General features: G+C 71.7%; 17 protein-coding genes and 1 tRNA gene. 5 read left to right on the plus strand and 13 right to left on the minus strand.

Annotation, left to right across the window (positions count from 1 at the left end):
* The 5 genes from dxs to ACW9J6_RS08690 all read right to left on the minus strand — a co-directional run.
* The coding region (gene dxs, locus ACW9J6_RS08670) for a 1-deoxy-D-xylulose-5-phosphate synthase (protein WP_457116060.1) at positions 1-1886 on the minus strand (1886 nt) is incomplete at its 3' end.
* Between the two features lie 83 nt (positions 1887-1969).
* Positions 1970-2254, minus strand: coding sequence for an exodeoxyribonuclease VII small subunit (locus ACW9J6_RS08675; protein ID WP_457116061.1), 285 nt, complete (start codon positions 2252-2254; stop codon positions 1970-1972).
* A 180-nt stretch (positions 2255-2434) separates the two neighbouring features.
* The gene (serA, locus tag ACW9J6_RS08680; protein WP_457116062.1) at positions 2435-4027 is read right to left on the minus strand and encodes a phosphoglycerate dehydrogenase; all 1593 of its coding nucleotides are present in this window, start codon (positions 4025-4027) and stop codon (positions 2435-2437) included.
* A gap of 406 nt (positions 4028-4433) precedes the next feature.
* Complete coding sequence (locus tag ACW9J6_RS08685; protein WP_457116063.1) at positions 4434-5606, minus strand: phosphoserine transaminase; 1173 nt, start codon at positions 5604-5606, stop codon at positions 4434-4436.
* Between the two features lie 83 nt (positions 5607-5689).
* On the minus strand, positions 5690-7207 hold the full coding sequence (locus tag ACW9J6_RS08690) for an FAD-dependent monooxygenase (protein ID WP_457116064.1): 1518 nt from the start codon (positions 7205-7207) through the stop codon (positions 5690-5692).
* Positions 7208-7286: 79 nt separating this feature from the next.
* Between ACW9J6_RS08690 and ACW9J6_RS08695 the strand changes: the two genes are divergently transcribed.
* Positions 7287-7931: a TetR/AcrR family transcriptional regulator gene (locus ACW9J6_RS08695; RefSeq protein ID WP_457116065.1), complete on the plus strand. Its 645-nt coding sequence runs from the start codon at positions 7287-7289 to the stop codon at positions 7929-7931.
* Here ACW9J6_RS08695 and ACW9J6_RS08700 read toward each other — a convergent pair.
* Positions 7892-8305, minus strand: a complete 414-nt coding sequence (locus tag ACW9J6_RS08700) for a hypothetical protein (RefSeq protein ID WP_457116066.1) — start codon at positions 8303-8305, stop codon at positions 7892-7894. The two genes, ACW9J6_RS08695 and ACW9J6_RS08700, sit on opposite strands and share 40 nt — an antisense overlap.
* A gap of 404 nt (positions 8306-8709) precedes the next feature.
* On the opposite strand from ACW9J6_RS08700, the gene ACW9J6_RS08705 reads away from it, so the two are divergent.
* Positions 8710-8799, plus strand: a tRNA-Ser gene (locus tag ACW9J6_RS08705).
* Between the two features lie 192 nt (positions 8800-8991).
* Here the strand turns inward: ACW9J6_RS08705 and ACW9J6_RS08710 are convergent.
* From ACW9J6_RS08710 to pcaB, 4 genes are all read right to left on the minus strand, one after another.
* On the minus strand, positions 8992-9165 hold the full coding sequence (locus ACW9J6_RS08710) for a hypothetical protein (RefSeq protein WP_457116067.1): 174 nt from the start codon (positions 9163-9165) through the stop codon (positions 8992-8994).
* Between the two features lie 298 nt (positions 9166-9463).
* The gene (locus tag ACW9J6_RS08715) at positions 9464-9673 is read right to left on the minus strand and encodes a hypothetical protein (RefSeq protein WP_457116068.1); all 210 of its coding nucleotides are present in this window, start codon (positions 9671-9673) and stop codon (positions 9464-9466) included.
* Between the two features lie 402 nt (positions 9674-10075).
* Positions 10076-11416, minus strand: a complete 1341-nt coding sequence (locus tag ACW9J6_RS08720; RefSeq protein WP_457116069.1) for a cation:dicarboxylate symporter family transporter — start codon at positions 11414-11416, stop codon at positions 10076-10078.
* Positions 11417-11521: 105 nt separating this feature from the next.
* Positions 11522-12895, minus strand: a complete 1374-nt coding sequence (gene pcaB / locus ACW9J6_RS08725; RefSeq protein ID WP_457116070.1) for a 3-carboxy-cis,cis-muconate cycloisomerase — start codon at positions 12893-12895, stop codon at positions 11522-11524.
* A 125-nt stretch (positions 12896-13020) separates the two neighbouring features.
* On the opposite strand from pcaB, the gene ACW9J6_RS08730 reads away from it, so the two are divergent.
* Positions 13021-13764 carry a GntR family transcriptional regulator gene (locus ACW9J6_RS08730; RefSeq protein ID WP_457116071.1) on the plus strand — a complete coding sequence of 248 codons (744 nt, stop codon included), beginning with the start codon at positions 13021-13023 and terminating at the stop codon, positions 13762-13764.
* A 927-nt stretch (positions 13765-14691) separates the two neighbouring features.
* On the opposite strand, the gene ACW9J6_RS08735 is transcribed toward ACW9J6_RS08730, so the two are convergent.
* The 3 genes from ACW9J6_RS08735 to ACW9J6_RS08745 form a co-directional block, all read right to left on the minus strand.
* A complete protein-coding gene (locus tag ACW9J6_RS08735; protein ID WP_457116072.1) occupies positions 14692-15510 on the minus strand; it encodes a PAS domain-containing protein in 819 nt (272 codons plus the stop codon).
* A gap of 441 nt (positions 15511-15951) precedes the next feature.
* The gene (locus ACW9J6_RS08740; protein WP_457116073.1) at positions 15952-16287 is read right to left on the minus strand and encodes a phasin family protein; all 336 of its coding nucleotides are present in this window, start codon (positions 16285-16287) and stop codon (positions 15952-15954) included.
* A gap of 69 nt (positions 16288-16356) precedes the next feature.
* Positions 16357-17085, minus strand: coding sequence for a CBS domain-containing protein (locus tag ACW9J6_RS08745; protein ID WP_457116074.1), 729 nt, complete (start codon positions 17083-17085; stop codon positions 16357-16359).
* A gap of 479 nt (positions 17086-17564) precedes the next feature.
* Here ACW9J6_RS08745 and ACW9J6_RS08750 point away from each other — a divergent pair, with 479 nt between their 5' ends.
* Both ACW9J6_RS08750 and ACW9J6_RS08755 read left to right on the plus strand, forming a co-directional pair.
* Complete coding sequence (locus tag ACW9J6_RS08750; RefSeq protein ID WP_457116075.1) at positions 17565-18965, plus strand: YeiH family protein; 1401 nt, start codon at positions 17565-17567, stop codon at positions 18963-18965.
* Entirely contained in the window at positions 18962-19189 is a 228-nt protein-coding gene (locus ACW9J6_RS08755) for a hypothetical protein (protein WP_457116076.1), read from the plus strand. The genes ACW9J6_RS08750 and ACW9J6_RS08755 overlap by 4 nt, the downstream gene beginning before the upstream one ends.
* Positions 19190-19345: the final 156 nt, after the last annotated feature.

Here is a 19345-nt window from a genome sequence, read left to right on the forward strand (position 1 = left end):
TCGAGGCCGGCCTCGGCGTAGAGCCGCTCGGGCGTGTCGTGGTCCTGGTAGGCGTCCGGCAGCGTCAGCGTGCGCACCCGCACCGTGCCCCCGTCCAGCGCCCCCTTCGCCGACAGCAGGTGCAGCACCATCGCGCCGAACCCTCCCGTCGAGCCCTCCTCCACCGTCACCAGCACCTCGTGGCTCCCCGCCAGGTCCAGCAGAAGCGCCTCGTCCAGCGGCTTGGCGAACCGCGCATCCGCCACCGTCACCCCGATCCCGCTCTCCTCCAGACGCTCCGCCGCCTTCACCGCCTCGGCCAACCGCGTCCCCAGGCTCACCAGCGCCACCCGCGCCCCCTCGGGACGCCGGATCACCCGCCCCTTGCCGATCGCCAGCACCTCGCCCCGCTCCGGCAGGTCCACTCCCACGCCCTCGCCCCGCGGGTAGCGGAACGCGATCGGGCCCGAATCGTGCGCGTGGGCCGTCGCCACCATGTGCACCAGCTCCGCCTCGTCGGAGGCCGCCATCACCACCATGTTCGGCAGGCAGCACAGGTAGGCGAGGTCGAAGGCGCCCGCATGCGTGGCCCCGTCCGCCCCCACCAGACCCGCCCGGTCCAGCGCGAAGCGCACCGGAAGGTTCTGCAGCGCCACGTCGTGCACCACCTGGTCGTAGGCCCGCTGCAGGAACGTCGAGTAGATCGCGCAGAACGGCCGGAACCCCTCCGCCGCCAGACCCGCCGCGAAGGTCACCGCGTGCTGCTCGGCGATGCCCACGTCGAAGGTGCGGTCCGGATGCGCCTTGGCGAAGATGTCCACGCCCGTGCCCGACGGCATCGCCGCGGTGATCGCCACCACCTTGTCGTCCGCGTCCGCGGCCTTGACCAGGCTGTCCCCGAACACCTTGGTGTAGCTCGGCGCGTTCGGCTTGGCCTTGACCTGCTGGCCCGAGATCACGTCGAACTTCACCACCGCGTGGCCGCGGTCGGCGGCGGCTTCCGCCGGCGCGTAGCCCTTGCCCTTCTGGGTGACCACGTGCACCAGCACCGGCCCCTCGGGCGCGTCGCGCACGTTCTTGAGGATCGGCAGCAGGTGGTCGAGGTTGTGGCCGTCGATCGGCCCGACGTAGTGGAAGCCGAGCTCCTCGAACATGGTGCCGCCGCCCGCCAGGATGCCGCGGGCGTATTCCTCGGCGCGCACGGCGGTGTCGTAGAGGGCCTTGGGCAGCAGGCGGCCGAAGGTGCGGGCGGTGTCGCGCAGGGAGCGGTAGGTGTCGCCCGAGACCAGGCGGGCGAGGTAGGCCGACATGGCGCCGACCGGGGGCGCGATCGACATGTCGTTGTCGTTGAGGATGACGACGAGGCGCGAGCGCAGGGCGCCTGCGTTGTTCATGGCCTCGTAGGCCATGCCGGCCGAGATCGAGCCGTCGCCGATCACGGCGACGACGTTGCGGCGCTCGGGGGTCTCGCCGCGGGCGCGGGCGGCGGCGTCGGAGAGGTCGCGGGCGATGGCCATGCCGAGGCCGGCGGAGATGGAGGTGGAGGAATGGGCGGCGCCGAAGGGATCGTAGGGGCTCTCGGCGCGCTTGGTGAAGCCCGAGAGGCCGCCGCCCTGGCGCAGGGTGCGGATGCGGTCGCGGCGTCCGGTGAGGATCTTGTGGGGGTAGGCCTGGTGGCCGACATCCCAGATCAGGCGGTCGTCGGGGGTGTGAAAGACGTAGTGGAGGGCGACCGTGAGCTCGATCACGCCGAGCCCGGCGCCGAGATGGCCCCCGGTGACCGAGACGGCGTCGATGGTCTCGGTGCGCAGCTCCTCGGCGAGCTGGGCGAGGTCGCTCTCGGGAAGGGCGCGCAGATCCGCCGGCTCACGGACGCGATCGAGGAGGGGAAGGCTGAGCGGTGACACCGAACGATCCTCATGGCCGGTAGGAAGGGCGCGCCGGTCGGGCGCGCGATGGCCGCGGGTGGCCTATAGGCGAGGAGGCCGCGTCACGCCACATCGAGCGGCGCCGTGCCGACGGGGCTCCCGTCCGCCCCGAGGGTGATGCGCTGGATGCGGGCCTCGGCGCGCTGGAGCAGCTGATCGCAATGGCGCTTGAGCGCCTCGCCGCGCTCGTAGATCGCCACCGATTCGTCCAGCGGCACGTTGCCCTGCTCCAGGCGCTGCACGATGCCCTCCAGCTCTTCGAGCGCCCGCTCGAAGGGCAGGTCGTCCATCGCGGCCGGGCCGCTCGGCTGGGCTCTCGACGCCGTTTCGGACCGGGCTGCGGTCATCCTGAAAAGCTCTCCCCGCGAGCGACGGGTTATGACCTTCCGAGTGATTCAAAACAACCCTCGGCCCGCATCGGCCCGGGGACACAGGACCAAACGCCAAGCCGGGCAGCCTTTGCGCCACACCGACGAATGCTGGTGAACCCGGCCAGGGCGGCGCGGAGCCGCCGCCCTGGCCGGCGCTCAGAACCGCACCGCGCGGGCGCGCTTGACCTGCGGGATCGCCTCGATGCGGCGCAGCAGCTCGGGCGAGACCGGCTGGTCCACGGCCGCGAAGCAGATCGCGTCCCCGCCCGGCCGATCGCGGCCGAGGTGGAAGGTGGCGACGTTCACCCCCGCCTCGCCGAGCAGCGTGCCGAAGCGGCCGATGAAGCCCGGCTCGTCGGCGTTGCGCACGTAGAGCATGTGCGGCGCGAAGCCCGCCTCGAGCGCGATCGAGCGGATCTCGACCGTGCGCGGCACCCCGTCCTGGAACACGGTCCCGGCCGCATCGCGGGGCATGTCCTCGGCTTCCACGGTCACGTGCAGCACGGAGGCGTAGTTGCGGGCGCCGGTGCGGGTCGAGGTCTCGACCACGATGCCGCGCTGGCGGGCGACCTCCACGGCCGAGACCATGTTGACCCCCTCCAGGAAGGGCCTGAGGGCGCCGGCCACCGCCGCCGCGGTGATCGCCTTGAGGTTCATGCCCGCGACCTCGCCCTCGCAGGCGATGCGGATGCCGCGGATCGGCGCCTCGGTGAGCTGGCCCAGGAAGGAGCCGAGCTGCTCGGCCAGCGTCACGAAGGGCTTGAGCCGCGGCGCCTCCTCGGCGGAGATCGACGGGAAGTTCACGGCGTTGCGGATGGCGCCGTGGAGCAGGTGGTCGGCCATCTGCTCGGCGACCTGCAGGGCGACGTTCTCCTGCGCCTCCCGGGTCGAGGCGCCGAGATGGGGCGTGCAGATCACGTTCGGGTGGCCGAACAGCACGTTGTCGGTGGCCGGCTCGACCGCAAAGACGTCGAAGGCGGCCCCCGCCACGTGGCCGCTCTCGAGGGCAGCCCGCAGCGCGGCCTCGTCCACGAGCCCGCCGCGGGCGCAGTTGACGATCCGCACGCCGGGCTTGGTGCGGGCGAGCGCCTCCGCCGACAGGATGTTGCGGGTCTTGTCGGTGAGCGGCACGTGCAGCGTGATCACGTCGGCCCTCCGCAGCAGCTCGTCGAGGTCGACCTTCTCGACGCCGATCTCGACGGCGCGCTCGGGCGTCAGGAAGGGGTCGTAGGCGATGACGCGCATGCGCAGCCCGATGCCGCGATCCGCCACGATGGCGCCGATATTGCCGCAGCCGATCACGCCGAGGGTCTTGGCGGTGAGCTCGATGCCGAGGAAGCGGTTCTTCTCCCAGCGCCCGGCCTGCGTGGAGGCGTCGGCCTGCGGGATCTCGCGGGCGAGCGCGAGCATCATGGCGATGGCGTGCTCGGCGGTGGTGACCGCGTTGCCGTGCGGCGTGTTCATCACGATGACGCCGCGGGCGGTGGCGGCCGGCACGTCGACGTTGTCGACGCCGATGCCGGCCCGGCCCACCACCTGCAGGCGCGTGGCCCTGTCGAGGAGGGCGGCCGTGACCTTGGTGGTCGAGCGGATGGCGAGGCCGTCGTAGTCGCCGATCGCGGCGGCGAGCGCCTCCCTGTCCTTGCCGAGGTCGGGCCGGAGGTCGGCGACGAGCCCGCGCTCGCGGAAGATCGCGACGGCGGCGGGAGAGAGGGAATCCGAGATGAGGACGCGCTTCTGGGTGGGCATGGGAAAGACTCCGGAGGGTGGGGCCGGATCCGCCGTCCGTCCGAGGGTCGGAGCTGCAGTCAGGGGCGCGGGATCCCGGGCCCGGGCGGGCTCACGCATCCACCCGTCGTCGCGCTGACGGGTGCGGACAGGAACGCGGGATCCCCTCTCCCGAGTGGGAGAGGGGGAGGGGTGAGGGACGGACGCTTCCGCAGGAAGACGGGACCGTGCCGCTGGCAGCTCGACGGTTCAGGATTCCTTGCTGAAGCCGAGCCACCCTCACCCCTGGCCCCTCTCCCACTCGGGAGAGGGGAATCGCGCTCGTTATCGGCACGCCGTTGCGGACGGGACGGTATGAATCCGTGAGATCACCCTGCGCGGCTCCCCCCGCGCCTCGTTCGGCGGCGGCGAGGCGGATCGGCGGGATTCAGGCGGCCTGGGCGATGAGGCGGGACTTCTCCTGGGCGAAGGCCCAGTCGAGCCAGGGCGTCAGCGCCTCGAGATCGGCGCGCTCGACGGTCGCGCCGCACCAGATCCGCAGGCCCGCCGGCGCGTCCCGGTAGGCGCCGATGTCGTGGGCGACGCCCTCGCGCTCCAGGCTCGCGGCGATGCCCTTGGCGAGGGTGGCCACGGCCTCGGGACCGCGGCCGGTCACCTCCGGATCGGCGACGACGAGGCAGACGCTGGTGTTCGACGCCGTCGCCGGATCCCGGGCGAGATGCGCCACCCAGGGGGTGCGCGCCACCCAGTCGGCGATGACCTTGGCGTTGGCATCCGCCCGCGCGCGCAGGGCCGGCAGCCCCCCGAGCCCCTGCGCCCACAGCAGCGCGTCGATGTAATCCTCGACCGCCAGCATCGAGGGCGTGTTGATCGTCTCGCCCTGGAAGATGCCCTCGATCAGCTTGCCGCCCTTGGTCAGGCGGAAGATCTTCGGCATCGGCCAGGCCGGGGTGTGGCTCTCCAGCCGCGCGACCGCGCGGGGCGAGAGGATCAGCATCCCGTGCGCTGCCTCGCCGCCCAGCACCTTCTGCCAGGAGAAGGTCACGACATCGAGCTTGGCCCAGTCGAGGTCCTGCGCGAAGGCCGCCGAGGTGGCGTCGCAGATCACCACGCCCTCGCGGTCGGCGGCGATCCAGTCGGCATTCGGCACGCGCACGCCGGAAGTGGTGCCGTTCCAGGTGAAGACGACGTCGCGGTGCTGGGTGTCCACCGCCGCGAGATCGGGGAGGGCGCCGTACTCCGCCTTGATCACGCGGGCGTCGAGCTTCAGCTGCTTGATCGCGTCCGTGACCCAGGTCTCGCCGAAGGATTCCCAGGCCAGCATCTCGACCGGGCGGGCGCCGAGCAGCGACCACATCGCCATCTCGACGGCGCCGGTATCCGAGGCCGGCACGATGCCGATGCGGTAATCGTCCGGCACCTCCAGCACGGCGCGGGTCAGGTCGATCGCCTGCTTGAGCTTGGCCTTGCCGAGCTTCGCGCGGTGGGAGCGGCCGAGCGCCGCGTCCGCGAGGGCGGCGGGGGTCCAGCCGGGGCGCTTCGCGCAGGGGCCGGACGAGAAGAAGGGCGCGCGCGGGCGCGCGTCGGGCCGGGTCGTCATCACTGTGTCCATCCTTCCAGATGGGCGCCTCTCGGTGGGGAGAGGTGTCCCGCCGCCGGGAATGACGCAACGGCGGGCGGCGGTCAAGCGGCGATGCCGAGGCCGTGGTCGCGCAGATACGCGTCGAGGGCGGCCGGGTCCTGGTCGGGCAGGGCGAGGGCGACATGGCCGTCCGGCCGCACCAGCAGGGCGCAATCCCGCGGCAGGCCCGCTCGCGCGGCCTCGGCCCCGTGCGGGTAGAGGCGGCAGGGCAGGCCCCGCGCCGCCGCCGCGGCCGACAGGGCGGGCGCGGCCGCCCCGTAGACGTGGAGTTGCCAGGCGAGCGCCGACAGGCTCGCGTAGTTGCCGGTCTCCTCCAGCCAGGGCAGGCGGTCGCCCCCGCGCACGGCCCCGGCCCGGCCGCGGCTGAGCGGGCTGTCCGGATAGGCGATGCGCACCTGGGAGACGATGTCGAACAGCATCCGGCGCGAGGCCGAGAAGCCCCAGAGCAGGGGCATGAGGTGGGGCAGCACGAGTGTGCGCAGCACCTCGGGCCCCAAGCCCCGTCCGACCGCCGCCTGGAAGGCCCGGTCCGTCGAGGCCACGAGCTTGCGGGCGAAGGCGATCCGCTCCGGCTCGTAGCTGTCGAGGAGGGCGGGCGGGGCCTCGCCGCGCAGCACCCCGGCGAGCTTCCAGGACAGGTTCACGGCGTCGCCGATGCCGGTATTCATGCCCTGGCCGCCGGCCGGGCTGTGGATGTGGCCGGCATCGCCGAGGAGGAAGCAGCGCCCGCGCGCGAAATGCTCCGCCACGCGGTGGTGGACGTGGTAGGTCGAGAACCAGTTCACCTGCGCGATCCGGAACCCGAACAGGGCCTCGGCCGCGGGTCGGATCTCCTCGAACCGCGGGTCGCCGCGCCCCGCGAGATCGGGGGGCACGATGCCGATCAGCCGGTGCATGCCGCTGGAGCGCACCGGCATGACGAGGCCGAGCGCGTCCGCCCCGAGATGGACGAAGACGTCCTCGCCCGGATCCTGCGCGAGGCGCACATCCGCCACGTAGAAGAGCTGCGCGTAGGTGCCGCCCGAGAAGCCGAGGCCCAGTCCCTGCCGGACCCGGCTGTGGGCACCGTCGCAGCCGCAGAGAGACGCGCAGGTCACGGACTCGCGGCGCCCCGCCCTCTCGATCACGGCCTCGACGCGGTCGCCCCGGTCCTCGAACGCGACGAGTTCGGTCCCGTCCTCCACGGTGACCCCGGCCGCCCCGAGCCGCTCGCGCAGGAAGCGCTCGTGGTCGTCCTGGGGGAAGATCAGCAGGAACGGGAAGGGGCTCACCCCCGCACCCATCGCGTCGAAGCGGACCGCCGCCACGTCGGCGCCCCCCTCGCGCAGGTGGACGCCGCCCGTGCGGATGCCCCGGGCCACGACCTCGTCCGCGAGGCCGAGCTGCTGGTAGAATTCCAGCGTGCGGGCGTGGACCACCGTGGCGCGGGAGGCCTCGCCGGGACCGGCCGCCCGGTCGATGATGCGGAACGGCACGCCGTGGTGGGCGAGCCGCAGGGCGAGGACGAGGCCGGTCGGGCCGGCGCCGACGATCAGGACGGGGAGATGGGACGAGGTCATGGGAGAACCCTCCGGCAGCGAGAATATGACCGGCAGGTCAGTTTTGCAACGGCCTCACGGCGCGGCGCGGGAGGGGGCGGTGGCTGAGGGGGTGGGCGCGCCGCGCGCGGTCCGGCGGGGACCGAGCCCGGACAAGACGGCGCGCACGCGGGCGGCCATCGTGGCGGCGGCGCTCGACGTGGTCCTGGAGCGGGGCTTCTCCGAGACGCGGATGATCGACGTGGCCGAGCGGGCGGGGGTCGCGAAGGGCACCCTCTACCTGTACTTCCGGGACAAGGAGGCGCTGTTCGAGGGGGTGCTGCGCGAGACGATGGCCGACCTCGTCGGCGCCCTGATCCTGCACGCGCCCGAGCCCGGCGAGACCCTGCGGGCCTTCCTGCGGCGGGCGCTGCTGCCGGCGTTCCGGGCGCTCGAATCCTCGCGGCGGGCGGCCCTGATCCGGGTCGTGATCGCCGAGGGCGGGCGCTTCCCGGCCGTGGCGGGGGCCTACCGGCGGGTGGTGATCGCGCCGGTGACGGAGGCGATCCGGCGCCTGGCCGCGGAGGCCCGGGCGCGGGGCGAACTGACCTCGGACGCGCTGGAGCGCTTCCCCATGCTGCTGCCGGCGCCCGGCGTGCTCGCGACGCTCTGGAACGGCCTCTACGGGGCGGAGGAGCCCCTCGACACCGGCGCCGTGATGGACGCCTATCTCGACTGGGTGCTGCCGGAGGCCGGCCGGGCCTGACGGGCGCCGCGGCCCCGGGCGCGGCGGGCGGCCTCGGCGCGGCGCAGCAGCCAGTCGATGAGGTTGCGCTCCACCCGCTCGCCGGTGTCGCGGTCGGTCAGGCGGTGGATGCGGTCGGCCCGAAAGCCCCGGTAGCCGTCGCGGTCCCGGTCGGTGCCGCCGAGCAGCACCTTGCCGGGGCCGACCTTGAGCTCGCGGGCGGCGAGGTGCCGGACCGTCCAGGCGCCGCGCCCGTCCTCGTAGACGAGCTCGAATCGGCCCTCGAGGGGCAGCACCCGCCACTCCCCGTCCTGCCGCTCGACGGCCCGGGAGACGGCCTCGTCCGGCCGCCCTTGGGGCGGGTCGAGGCAGGGGAAAAATCCATGATCCAACATGGTGTTGATATGGGTGTTCGTGGTCCGTTCTTGTAGGGGTGGGGGTCGGCTTCGGGACCGGGGCCGCGCCTCGGACGGGGCGATGTCACGGAAGCGTCACGCCACTGTTGCGTGCAGCCTCTAGGGGCGGCGCCGCGGTTCCGGCGGGCCAGATCGGGCCCCGGCCGCATCCCGACATGGCGAGCGAGCGGATGGTGTGGTGAGATGGTGATGTTCGTGCTGAGCATGGTCACGGTGGCGACGATCGTCCTCTCGGCGAGCCTCGCGCAGAGCCGGGGGTGAGGGCCTGCCCGCGGGCGTGTTGACGCCGCGCGCGGGCAGGCCCTACTAGTCGGCGGACGTGGTCGCGCCGGCTGCGCCCCGGCGTCCTGGGCCGACGGACGGCGTCCGGTTCCCCACGGGCCGGAAGGGTGGCCGAGTGGTTTAAGGCAGCGGTCTTGAAAACCGCCGTGGGGGCAACTCCACCGTGGGTTCGAATCCCACCCCTTCCGCCACGCACGCTGTCGCCGGCCTTCGCCGACGCACGCTCAACGCCTCGGACACCGTGGGATCCGGCTCGGCCGTGCGCTCACGGTTGCGTCCGTGCGCGGCGACGATGGGGGTCACCGCGTGAGTGACGCGACCAGGGCGGGACATCGCCGAGGCGGGGTTTCCCGGCCTGCACGCGGCCGCGGCGACCGCGCATTCTACTCCGCGGAGGCGATCCTCATCTGCAACCACCCGCTCACGGGCACTTCGAAGTTGCCACCCGCATCCGCTGCCTGCGTCGCGCCAGCTCGGGGGTGTCCAGCCAGGAGCGCGGCGGCGAACACCGCCCCCACGCCGACGAACGTCAGCACGGTCCTCAGGTTGGCGTCCATCGCACGACCTCCCTCGGTCACGAGGCCCGTCGCGTCGTAAGGCAAACGCGTCGATCCGTCGTCATCCGTTCGCATGACCGGCGTTCCCTGCCGCTTTCCCGCGTGAGGGAAGGTCGTTCCGTTCTCGACAGAATCCGCGCGCTGATCAGATCGAGAGCCTGTGCGTCGACCGAGCGTCGGGCGAGGAATCCCCGAGATCGCCGGGATCGGTACGGACCTCGCCGTCTCCGGTGTCGGGCTTCGCAAAGCAGGGGGAGGTGGCGAAGGGTGTCGTGCCGGCCGTTGAAGATCGAGACCCTCACGATCGGGCCGCAAGCCGGTCCTTTCCGGCCTCGGTCAGCACAACGAGGTTTCGCTCGCGCTGAACATACCCATGGTCCACGACATCCTCCCAGACTGGCAGGCGCGGGCAACTTGTTCGCCAAGCTTCCATGACCTCATTGTAGGGTCGCGGACCAGCTTTCAACGAGGTGAGAAGATCGATGACGAGCGCGTCGGGTGCTTGCATGGCAATCTCCCTGAACCTGAGCGATGGTTCTAGACCTAAGCTCGGTCGCTGTCATGCGGGATGGGGCGTCACGCATTCTGTGCCCGCAGAAGTCTTCTTCGGGCGCCGCGGCCGAAGACCGCCCCTCGGCCTCAGCGGCGGATCCCCAGATCATGTCCCGGGACGTGGCGGAGCGTGGGTTGATCCACCGCGATGACCGGCACGGCGGGGCCGGTCGACCTGCCAGGGTGGGCAGGCCGACGAGAGGATCCTCGCCGACCATCGCGAGCCGTGCTCGCTCTCCTCGTCGCGCACCATCCCCACGGCACGCTCGCGCCTCTCGGGGGACAACGGGCCGGTTCGCTTCGTGATGGCCCCATCCTCTCGGTCCCTGGAGCCTGCGGAAAACCGCGGGCGGTTCAATCAGGCCGCGAGCGCCTTCTCGGAGCGCATCCGGGCGAGGGCGTCGCGGGCCACGGCTTCGTCGAACTCGCCCGCGAGCTTCGCGGTCACCACCGTCGCCACGCTGTTGCCGATCACGTTGGTGGTGGCGATGGCGATCGACATGAAGCGGTAGACGCCGAACAGGATCGGCAGGCCCTCCAGCGGAAGCACCCCGGTCGCCGCGACCGTCGCGGCAAAGACCACGAAGCTGCCCCCCGAGACCGTCGCGGCGCCCTTCGAGGTCAGCAGCATGACCGCTAGGATGCCGAGCTGCTGCCCGAGATCGAGCGGCACGTGGTAGGCGTTGGCCAGGAAGATCACGCCCATCGACATGTAGATCGAGGTCCCGTCGAGGTTGAAGGCGTAGCCGGTCGGCAGAACCAGGCCGACCGATTGCCGTGAGCAGCCGTAGGACGGCAACTTCTCGAGGAGGCGCGGCAGCACGCTCTCCGAGGAGGCGGTGCCGAGCACGATGTAGATCTCTTCCTTGATGAAAGCGAGGAACCGGAACAAGTTGATCTTGAACAGCGCCGAGATCGACCCGAGCACCACCACGATGAACACGATCACGACCGCGTAGAAGCTCAGTACGAGATAGATCAGCGACAAGAGGACGCTCGTGCCGCTCGATCCGACCGCGAAGGCCACCGCCCCGAATGTGCCGATCGGCGCGCACCACATGATCAGGTGGATGAACTCGAAGAAGGCGTCCGAGATGGTGTTGAGGCCACGCTCGATCGGCTGGCGCTTCTCGGGCGACAGGTTCAGCAGCGCGGCGCCGAAGATCAGCGCGACGACGAGCACCTGGAGCAGCTCGCCGCGGGCGAAGGCGCCGATGAAGTTGTCGGGGAAGATGTTGAGAACGAAATCGAGCGTCGAGTGGGGTGAGGCGGCCCCGGTCGGCGCCTTGCCCTGGGCGAGCGTCGCCTTGGTCGAATCCGCCATGCCTTGGCCGACGCCGAGCAGGTTGCCGGCGAGGAGGCCGACCGCGAGTGCGACGGAGGACACGATCTCGAAGTAGAGCATCGCGATCAGCCCGACCTTGCCGACCCGCTTGAAGTCGCCTGCCGAGGTCACGCCGACGACCACGCACAGGAAGACCAGCGGCGCCACCGCCGTCTTGATCAGGCGCAGGAAGATGTCGCCGAGGATCTTGAGTTGAGAGGCGAAGCCCGGGACCAGCAGACCGACCGCCGCGCCGAGCACCATCGCCACGATGATCTGGAAGCCGAGGTTCATCCAGATCGACTTGCGGGGCTTGGTGGGCGCGGATGCGGGCGGCGGGTGCAGATCGGTGGGGGTGCTGACGGTCGTCGACATGGGCGTCCTCCGGGGCAGGTCGTGGGCGGGCGAGGACCGCGCGCTCTTGTCGCTGCCGCGGGCGATCAGCCCGGCGGCGCGGCGCTTGCGGCCATCAGGATCGGATCAGCGGTCGCGCGGCGCCGAAGCGAGCACGCGGTCGACCATCTGCGGGGCGGAGCCGAGGTAGTTCGCGGGGTCGGTCAGCCGCTCGATCGCGGCTCGGTCGAAATGGGCCGTGACCTCGGGCACGCCGGCGAGCACCTCGGCCAGCGTGCCGCCCTGCTCGTTCACGGTGCGGCAGGCGGCGTAGACGAGGTCGTGGGCCTGCTGGCGGCCGGTCTGGGGCGCGAGCGCCATCATGACCGCCTCGGCGACGATCAGGCCCCGGCTGATCCCGAGGTTCCTGCGCATCTGCGCCTCGTCCACGATCAGGCCACCCAGCGCGAATTTCGCCTGGTGGAGGGCGCCCGCCGTGAGCACGAAGCTCTCCGGGATCGCCATCCACTCGGCGTGCCAGGGGCCCGTCGCCCGCTCGAAGTCCTGGATCATCGCGTCGAGCATCAGCCCGGCCTGCTGGCGCACGGCCTTCGCGGCGGCAAGCATCAGCTCGGAGGAGATCGGGTTGCGCTTCTGCGGCATGGTCGAGGAGGCGCCGCGCCCGGTGACGAAGGGCTCATAGACCTCCGCGAACTCGGTCGAGGCCATGATCATCACGTCGAGGGCGATCTTGCCGAGCGAGCCGGTGATCAGGGCGAGCAGGTTCACCACCTCGGCGAAGCCGTCGCGGGCGACGTGCCACGTCGAGGCCGGGACGCCGAGGCCGAGTTCGCGGCAGAGGGCCTCCTGCACGGTCAGGCCGTGCTCGCCGAGCGAGGCGAGCGTGCCCGCAGCCCCGGCGAAGGAGCCCAGGAGCACCCGCGGGCGGAGCTGGGCGAGGCGCTCGGCGTGCCGATCGAGGGCGGCGAGCCAGATCGCAGTCTTGTAGCCGAAGGTGACCGGCAGGGCCTGCTGGAGGTGGGTGCGGCCCGCCATCGGCGTGTCGCGGTGGCGGCGCGACAGGTCGGCCAGGATCGCGCGCAGCGCATCGACGTCGGCCGCCACGAGGTCGAGGCCCGCGCGGACCTGGAGCACGGTGGCGGTGTCCATGATGTCCTGGGTGGTGGCGCCCCAGTGAAGGTAGCGCCCCGCCTCGCCGCACTGCTCCACGAGCTGGTGGACGAGCGGCAGGATCGGGTAGCCGACGTTGTCGGTCTCGCGGCGCAGGAGGTCGAAGTCGAGCGCCTCGAACGCGCAGCGGGCGGCGATCTGCTCGGCGGCCTCGGCCGGGATGACGCCGCAGGCGGCCTCCGCCTTGGCCAGCGCGACCTCGATCTCGATGGAGCGCTGGATCAGCGCGTGATCGGAGAAGATCGCCCGCATGGCCGGGGTGCCGAACGCATCGCGGAAGAGGAGGGAGTCGATGACGGTGGTGGCGGCGGGGGGGATCTGGCGGGTCACGGCTTCCTCCGAGCGCTCGTCGCGCAGCGCTATTATGTACGGACATTAAACCCGATAGATTATGTTCGGACATAATGTCAAGAGGAGAGGGCGCGTGGCAGCGCGTGGGCACACGGGACGGACGGATGAGTGAGACGCTCTGGGCGCGGGTGGCCCGGGATCTGAGGACCGGCATCGGCTCGGGCCGGTTCCCGGTCGGGTCGCTGCTGCCGACCGAGCTGGAACTCTGCGCGCATTACGGCGCGAGCCGTCACACGGTCAGGACGGCGATTCGGCAGTTGCAGGACCAGGGCCTCGTCTCGCGCAACAAGAAGGCGGGGACGCGGGTCGAGGCGGCGGTGCCGACGACCGGCTACCGGCAGTCGCTCGCCTCTGTGGAGGACCTGATCCAGTTCGGCGCCGCCCATGTCCGCGAGGTGCAGGAGACGGACGTGGTCATCGCGGACGCGGATCTCGCGGCGGACCTCGGCTGCGAGGAGGGATCGCGCTGGTACCGGATCTCAAGCCTGCGCCTGGATGTCAGACCGGGCGGTGCGCCGGTCGGCTGGACCGACGTGTACATCGACCCGGCCTACGCCGACCTCGGCAACGTCGTTCGCGCCTCCCCCGACCTCCTGGTCAGCACCCTGATCGAGCAGCGATACGGCCGACGCAGCGCCGAGATCCGTCAGGACGTCGACGCGATCGCGCTCCCGGCCGCAAGGGCCGATGCGCTCCGGGCGCGCGCTGAGACGCCCGCGCTGCGGATCCTGCGCCACTACGTCGATGACAAGGGCAAGGTGTTCGAGATCTCCTCGTCCATCCACCCGGCGGGGCGGTTCACCGTCTCGCAGCGCATGCGGCGCACGAGCGACAGCGGGGGCGCCTGAGGGCCGGGACCAGGAGCGGGATCGACGCGGTCCCCGCGTGGCGGAACGAGACGCGGGAGGGGGCCTGTCGCCGGGGACCTGCGAGCCCGCACTTTGATCCCTGCCCGGGACACGACGGCGCATGGCCGCCGATGACGCGAACCGAAAGCCGAAGGCCGTCAACCAGCAGACCGATGAACGAGTCACGGCGCGGGAGCAGCGGATCCGACCCGTCGCAGACCGACCGCCGCGTGGCCGTCACGAAGCGACGGACCGCGACCGGTCGAAGGCGTTCAACGAGGCCGTGACCGCCTTGCGCCGAGAAAGCCCGAGCCCAGTGCGTGGACAGGATCGTCCAGGAATCTCGTGCGTCCGGGATCATCGATGCGCGCAGGATCGCACGCGCGCTGGGGGACCGCGGCATCCCGACCGTGCGGATCCCACGGCCGAGGAGAGAAGAGCCCAGGCCTCCATGCGCGAGGCGGAGCCATCCAATCCGCCGACCTCACGTTCGAAGCCGTCCGATCATCGCCAGCACCGGGCTCGCTGAGCCGAGCGCGTACCGCGAGGATGGCGGGGGATCGGCGAAGCGCAGCCTCTGACCCAACCCAGTCGGGCATCCGGTCCCCGAGCGTCATAGTCACACAGAAGGTATTAACAATTGGTTAACGCGGTGGACGCGAGAGGGACGGGACGCCGACAGGATTGCGGTTCGCACGGGCGTCCGACCCCGTCTTTCGGGCACACCGTCTCGCGCCACCGCGCGGCCCAGGTATGGAATCATCGCGCTCGGCGGGCACCGGGGGTCCGAATGCCTCGCCGCCCTCGCCCTCGCCCTCGAAGGCGTCGACCGGATCGTGGCGTCGCGCGACGACGCGGATGGCGAGCCCGACCGAGAACCGGATGTCTCCGGATTGCGGGCCGCGGGCTGAGCGGCACGCCGTGGCGTCAGCCCGAGCGTGCGCCGATCTTCGGGACCGCCGGGCTCGACCTGAGATGCAGCCCGCATCGCAGCGCCATCGCCTTGACGTCGGCGATGCAGTGATCCTGGTCCAGGCGGTCCCGGTTGGCCGATTCCAGGATCGTCCAGATGTTCTTTTGGCGGATGTGAAGAGAATCGGTCGGCTCGTAGCCGGTCGTCCGCTGCGCTTCGGCGTGCCCCCCGGCCGAGGCATCCCGGTGATGATGCGCGTCGATGGCGGTCCCGACCCAGCCCCGGACGGTGCCGTCGTCGTTCTCGATGGGAACGCCCCGCATCCGCAGCCAGCGATAGGTGCGGTCGAGGTGCCGGACGCGGCAGGTGATCTCGATCGGCCGTGCCGTGCGGCAGGCCTCCGCCCAGGCCGCCGCCACCCGGTCCCGGTCCTGCGGGTGAAGGGCGGCCAGCCATCCCTCGCCCTGGAGGGCGTCCTGCTCCTGTCCGGTGCGCTCCGTCCATCCCTGCGCGCCCACCATCAGGCCCCGCGCATCCGCGGACCATTCCACGACGGCGCTCGCCTCCACGCGGGTGCGGTAGCGCTGCTCGCTGCTCGCCAGCGCCTCGGACAGGGCGACGTCGCCCGGATGGGGATGCCCCGTCCCGCGCCCCCGCGCCGCTCCGTGGCGGAAGACCGGCTCGTAATGCCCGACCGGCAGCTCGATCCGCACGTTGAAACTGATCTGCGGGTCGGAATAGACTTGCTCGATGATCTTTCTCAGGCGGCGTGCCTCGACGCGCACGATCGCATCCTTATTGGGATCGAAATCGTCGGAACGTCCCAGGGCCATCGTCGCTATTGTGTAAGCTTTCAGCGACGACCCACGTCCATCAAGACTTTCATTGACAACATACGATAGGAAAGCCGCTAGCTGAGGGCTCTTCTTGAATAATCTATGGCTTAGTATGGCGTCCAACTCACGCCGAATGAGCTGCGCCCCGAGCGTCTTTCTATCCATAGCGCGCAATTTATCTGGTAGAGCGCACGTGGAACGAGCACCAATCCACGATCACTAGCTTTTGATAATGTCAACGCCGCCGATCGTCAATCGATCAGCGGCGGCGCGACGGCCCGGTCGACGGCAGGGCGCGTCGCGCGGGGCGCGCATTGACGCGGATCATCGCACCCAGGGCGCGACCGGCGTCGGATGGAGCGCGGAGACCCGGCCCGGAACGGCCATGCGCGCTTCATCCGGCGCGCCTCACGGCTGCCGTCGGCCGGCGGACCCGGCTCACGCCGCCCTGGCGATCCCGAGGGGCACGGCCGTGTCCACGACGTTCTGCGACAGGACGGCGGCCTCCCGCTGGTAATCCGTGAGGGCCTGCGTGAGGAAGCCCGACTGCTCCTTGAGCAGCTCCGCCGGCGAGCCGCAGCGACCCAGCGCCGCGAGGTGATCGGCCTGGGCCTGCAGGCGGCGGCTGCCGAAGGTCAGGATGCCGGCGGCGAGGCGGAGCGGGAGGTCGATCCCGAACGACCTCCACAGGCGCGTCTCGGTGAGCAGGAACGCCGACAGGTCGCCGAACCCCGACGGCGCGGTCGCGTCGCTCGCTCTCGTCTCGAATGCCATGGTCGCCTCCTGTGGCGGGCAAGGGGAATGCGCGCCGGGGCCCGGCCGGGTCCCGCCGCGGCGGGTGGGTCAGGCCACGCGCGGATCGGCCGCCGCGAAGGGAGCGACGCGGCCGGTGAGGGGATCGGCGACCGTCAGCCAGTCGTGGACCGCGCGCACCCCCGGCACCGCCTCGGCGGCGGCCCGGGCGGCGGCGCGCTGACGCGGATCCGCGAGCGGGCCGCTCAGGGTGACGTCGCCCTGCGAGACCGCGACGGTGATGCGGTCGACCGGGAGGACGCCGGCCTCGTAGAGGGCCGCCTCCACGTCGGCGTGGATGGCGCCGTCGCTGCGCGGCGCCACCTCCCGCGCCGCCTGCAGCGCCGCCCGCAGGGCGCGCAGGAGATCCGCCCGCGTGACGATGCCGACGAGGCGTCCGCCCTCGACCACGGGCACGCGCCGGATGTGGAGGCGCCGCATCAACTCGACCACCTCGTCGAGGGGCGTTCCGGGCGCGACGGTGGCGACGGCGCGGGTCATCACGTCGCCGACGCGGCGACCGCGCTCCCTCGCGTAGGCCTCCGCCAGCCGGCCCGGATCGATCAGGTACTGGACCCAGCTCGGCTTCAGCCGGGAGGTCCCGAGCTCGGGCCGGGCGAGGAGGTCGCCCTCGGTGACGATGCCGACCACGGCCCCGTCCGCGTCGAGGACGGGCAGGCCGCTGATCCGCGTCTCGAGCATCAGGCCGACCGCCAGTTCGACCGAGGCGTCGGCGTGCACGCCGGTCACCTCCCTGGTCATGACGTCCCGCGCGATCATGGTCGTCTCCCGTGCGGTCGCGCCGCCGGACAGCCGGCGGCCGACCGCGTCACCTTAGGAGGCCGCGCGGAACGGGCCTTGATCTGGATCAGCAGGTCCTGCGCGAGCGGCTCGCCGCCCGCGCGCATGTCCGCCGGACCGGGGAGGATCTGCCGGAGATCCGGGATTGGCGCTGGGCGGCGCCCGACGAGACGGAGGCGGCCCGGCAGTTCATGAGCTGAGACGGCCGGACGAGACGCCTCCCCCCGGTCGAGGGGGAAGTCCCGGGCGCGCGCAAGGCTCTGGTCACCCGCGCGAGGTCCGCCGTCCCGCGTCCGGCGCTGGCGGGCATCGGATGAAAGATCATTCTTCCTTTTCAGGTCATCGATCGAGAATAGATACCTATCAGTCGATCAATATTGGAAACATCATTCCGTTGACGCCGTGCCGATCGGAGTGCCATCCCGGACTGCCGCATCCTGCCGCCCGAACGGTTCCCCATGAGTCGATCCTCCGCCGCGCCCGTCGCCGCTGCCGCCCCGGACACGTCCTCCGACCGCGCCGCCTTCTGGCGCAAGGAGGATTGGTGGGCGGTCTGGATCGGCCTCGCCACGGTGCTGGCGGCCTACGCGGCCTATGCGGGCGGCGGCAGCATCGCCTGGATCGCGGTCGCCCCGGCGAAGTGGTCGAGCCTCGACCAGCTCGCGGGCCAGTTCGCCGCCAATGCCCCGCGCTACCTCGCCCAGGTCGTGCTGTTCGCGGCGGTCTTCGCGGGGGCGGTCTCGGCCCTGGGGCACCGGCCGGCGGCCTTCCTGCCCTCGTTCCTGGTCGTCTACGGGCTGTCGCTCGCGATCGTCGCGGCGGGGGCCTGGGACAGGGCGCAGACCTACAACCTCGAACCGCCCCTCGTCGCGCTGCTGCTGGGGCTCCTGATCTCGAACACGGTCGGCGTGCCCGACGGGCTTCGGGGCGCGTTGCGCGTCGAGTTCTACATCAAGCTCGGGATCGTGCTGCTCGGGGCGACGCTGCCGTTCACGCTGATCCTGTGGGCCGGCCCGGTCGCGATCCTGCAGGCCTCCATCGTCTCGCTCGCCACCTTCGGGGTCATCTTCACGGTGGCCCGCCGGCTCGGGCTCGACCGGCGGCTCGCGGCCGTGCTGGGGGCCGGCGGCGCCGTCTGCGGCGTGTCGGCCGCCATCGCCATTGCCGGGGCGGTGCGGGCCCGCCGGGAGGATCCGCCGATCGCCATCACCCTGGTGGTGCTCTGGGCCATCGTGCTGATCTTCGCGCTGCCCCTCGCGGCGCGGGCCCTCGGCCTGCCCGCCGGCGTCGGCGGCGCCTGGATCGGGACGTCCGAATTCGCCGACGCGGCCGGCTTCGCGGCGGCCCAAGCCTATGGCGGCCTCGCGGGCCCCGCCACCGGCATCGCCGGTACCGCCGACCAGGCGGTCTGGGCCTACACGCTGATCAAGGTCGTGGGCCGCGACGTCTGGATCGGGATCTGGGCCCTCGTGCTGTCGATCATCTCGGTCACCTACTGGGAGCGCACGGAGACCTCCGGGCCGGTCGAGGTCGGGCAGATCTGGTCGCGCTTCCCGAAATTCGTGATCGGCTTCCTGGCCGCCTCGCTGCTCGTGACCTTCGTCACCCGCACGGTGTCCTACGCGGATTACGACCGGGTGGTGAAGCCGGCGCTGATCGCGCCGATCACCGCGCTGCGGGTCTGGGCCTTCACCTTCAGCTTCCTGTCCATCGGGCTCACGACGCGGTTCCGGGACTTCGCGCCGGCCGGCGGGCGCCCGGCCATCGCCTTCACGGCCGGCGTGGCGGTGAACCTCGTTCTCGGCTTCGTCCTCTCGGTCCTGGTCTTCGGCCCGTACTGGACGGACCTCGCGCGGTGAGCCTGCTCGCCCGCCTGCGGGGGAGGGCCGGGACGCCGCCCCCGGGCCGGTGCCGCGACTGCCGGCACTTCGAGAATCGGCCCGAAGCGCTCGAAGCGGCCTTCGGCAACCTCGCGGCGATGAGTTCCGCCTCGGCCAGCGTGCGCGATCAGGACGGGATCTGCGCCCTGCGGGCGCTCTACCTCCCGGCCAGCGCCGGCTGCGCCCGGTTCGGCCGGGCCTGACGCGGCGGGCGCCCGATTCACGGCGCGGACCCGCCTCACCCAGGTCAGTGGCTGAACAAACCGGTCGATCCCGGCCCTGCGCGTGTTGCCAAGGCGTCACGTCGCGCGGATAGACAGCCGGCGCCCGGCTCGATCCGGCGCTGCACCTGGGGAAGC

The sequence above is a fragment of the Methylobacterium sp. JK268 genome (assembly GCF_054052225.1).

What these genes read in the sequence shown, in the direction of transcription:
- ACW9J6_RS08730 (WP_457116071.1), top strand. Translation starts at nt 13,021, where the DNA reads ATGAGTGAGACGCTCTGGGCGCGGGTGGCCCGGGATCTGAGGACCGGC.
- serA (WP_457116062.1), bottom strand. Translation starts at nt 4,027, where the DNA reads ATGCCCACCCAGAAGCGCGTCCTCATCTCGGATTCCCTCTCTCCCGCC.
- ACW9J6_RS08710 (WP_457116067.1), bottom strand. Translation starts at nt 9,165, where the DNA reads ATGGACGCCAACCTGAGGACCGTGCTGACGTTCGTCGGCGTGGGGGCG.
- ACW9J6_RS08745 (WP_457116074.1), bottom strand. Translation starts at nt 17,085, where the DNA reads ATGATCGCGCGGGACGTCATGACCAGGGAGGTGACCGGCGTGCACGCC.
- ACW9J6_RS08685 (WP_457116063.1), bottom strand. Translation starts at nt 5,606, where the DNA reads ATGACGACCCGGCCCGACGCGCGCCCGCGCGCGCCCTTCTTCTCGTCC.
- ACW9J6_RS08735 (WP_457116072.1), bottom strand. Translation starts at nt 15,510, where the DNA reads ATGGCCCTGGGACGTTCCGACGATTTCGATCCCAATAAGGATGCGATC.
- ACW9J6_RS08750 (WP_457116075.1), top strand. Translation starts at nt 17,565, where the DNA reads ATGAGTCGATCCTCCGCCGCGCCCGTCGCCGCTGCCGCCCCGGACACG.
- ACW9J6_RS08690 (WP_457116064.1), bottom strand. Translation starts at nt 7,207, where the DNA reads ATGACCTCGTCCCATCTCCCCGTCCTGATCGTCGGCGCCGGCCCGACC.
- ACW9J6_RS08675 (WP_457116061.1), bottom strand. Translation starts at nt 2,254, where the DNA reads ATGACCGCAGCCCGGTCCGAAACGGCGTCGAGAGCCCAGCCGAGCGGC.
- ACW9J6_RS08740 (WP_457116073.1), bottom strand. Translation starts at nt 16,287, where the DNA reads ATGGCATTCGAGACGAGAGCGAGCGACGCGACCGCGCCGTCGGGGTTC.
- ACW9J6_RS08700 (WP_457116066.1), bottom strand. Translation starts at nt 8,305, where the DNA reads ATGTTGGATCATGGATTTTTCCCCTGCCTCGACCCGCCCCAAGGGCGG.
- ACW9J6_RS08715 (WP_457116068.1), bottom strand. Translation starts at nt 9,673, where the DNA reads ATGCAAGCACCCGACGCGCTCGTCATCGATCTTCTCACCTCGTTGAAA.
- ACW9J6_RS08720 (WP_457116069.1), bottom strand. Translation starts at nt 11,416, where the DNA reads ATGTCGACGACCGTCAGCACCCCCACCGATCTGCACCCGCCGCCCGCA.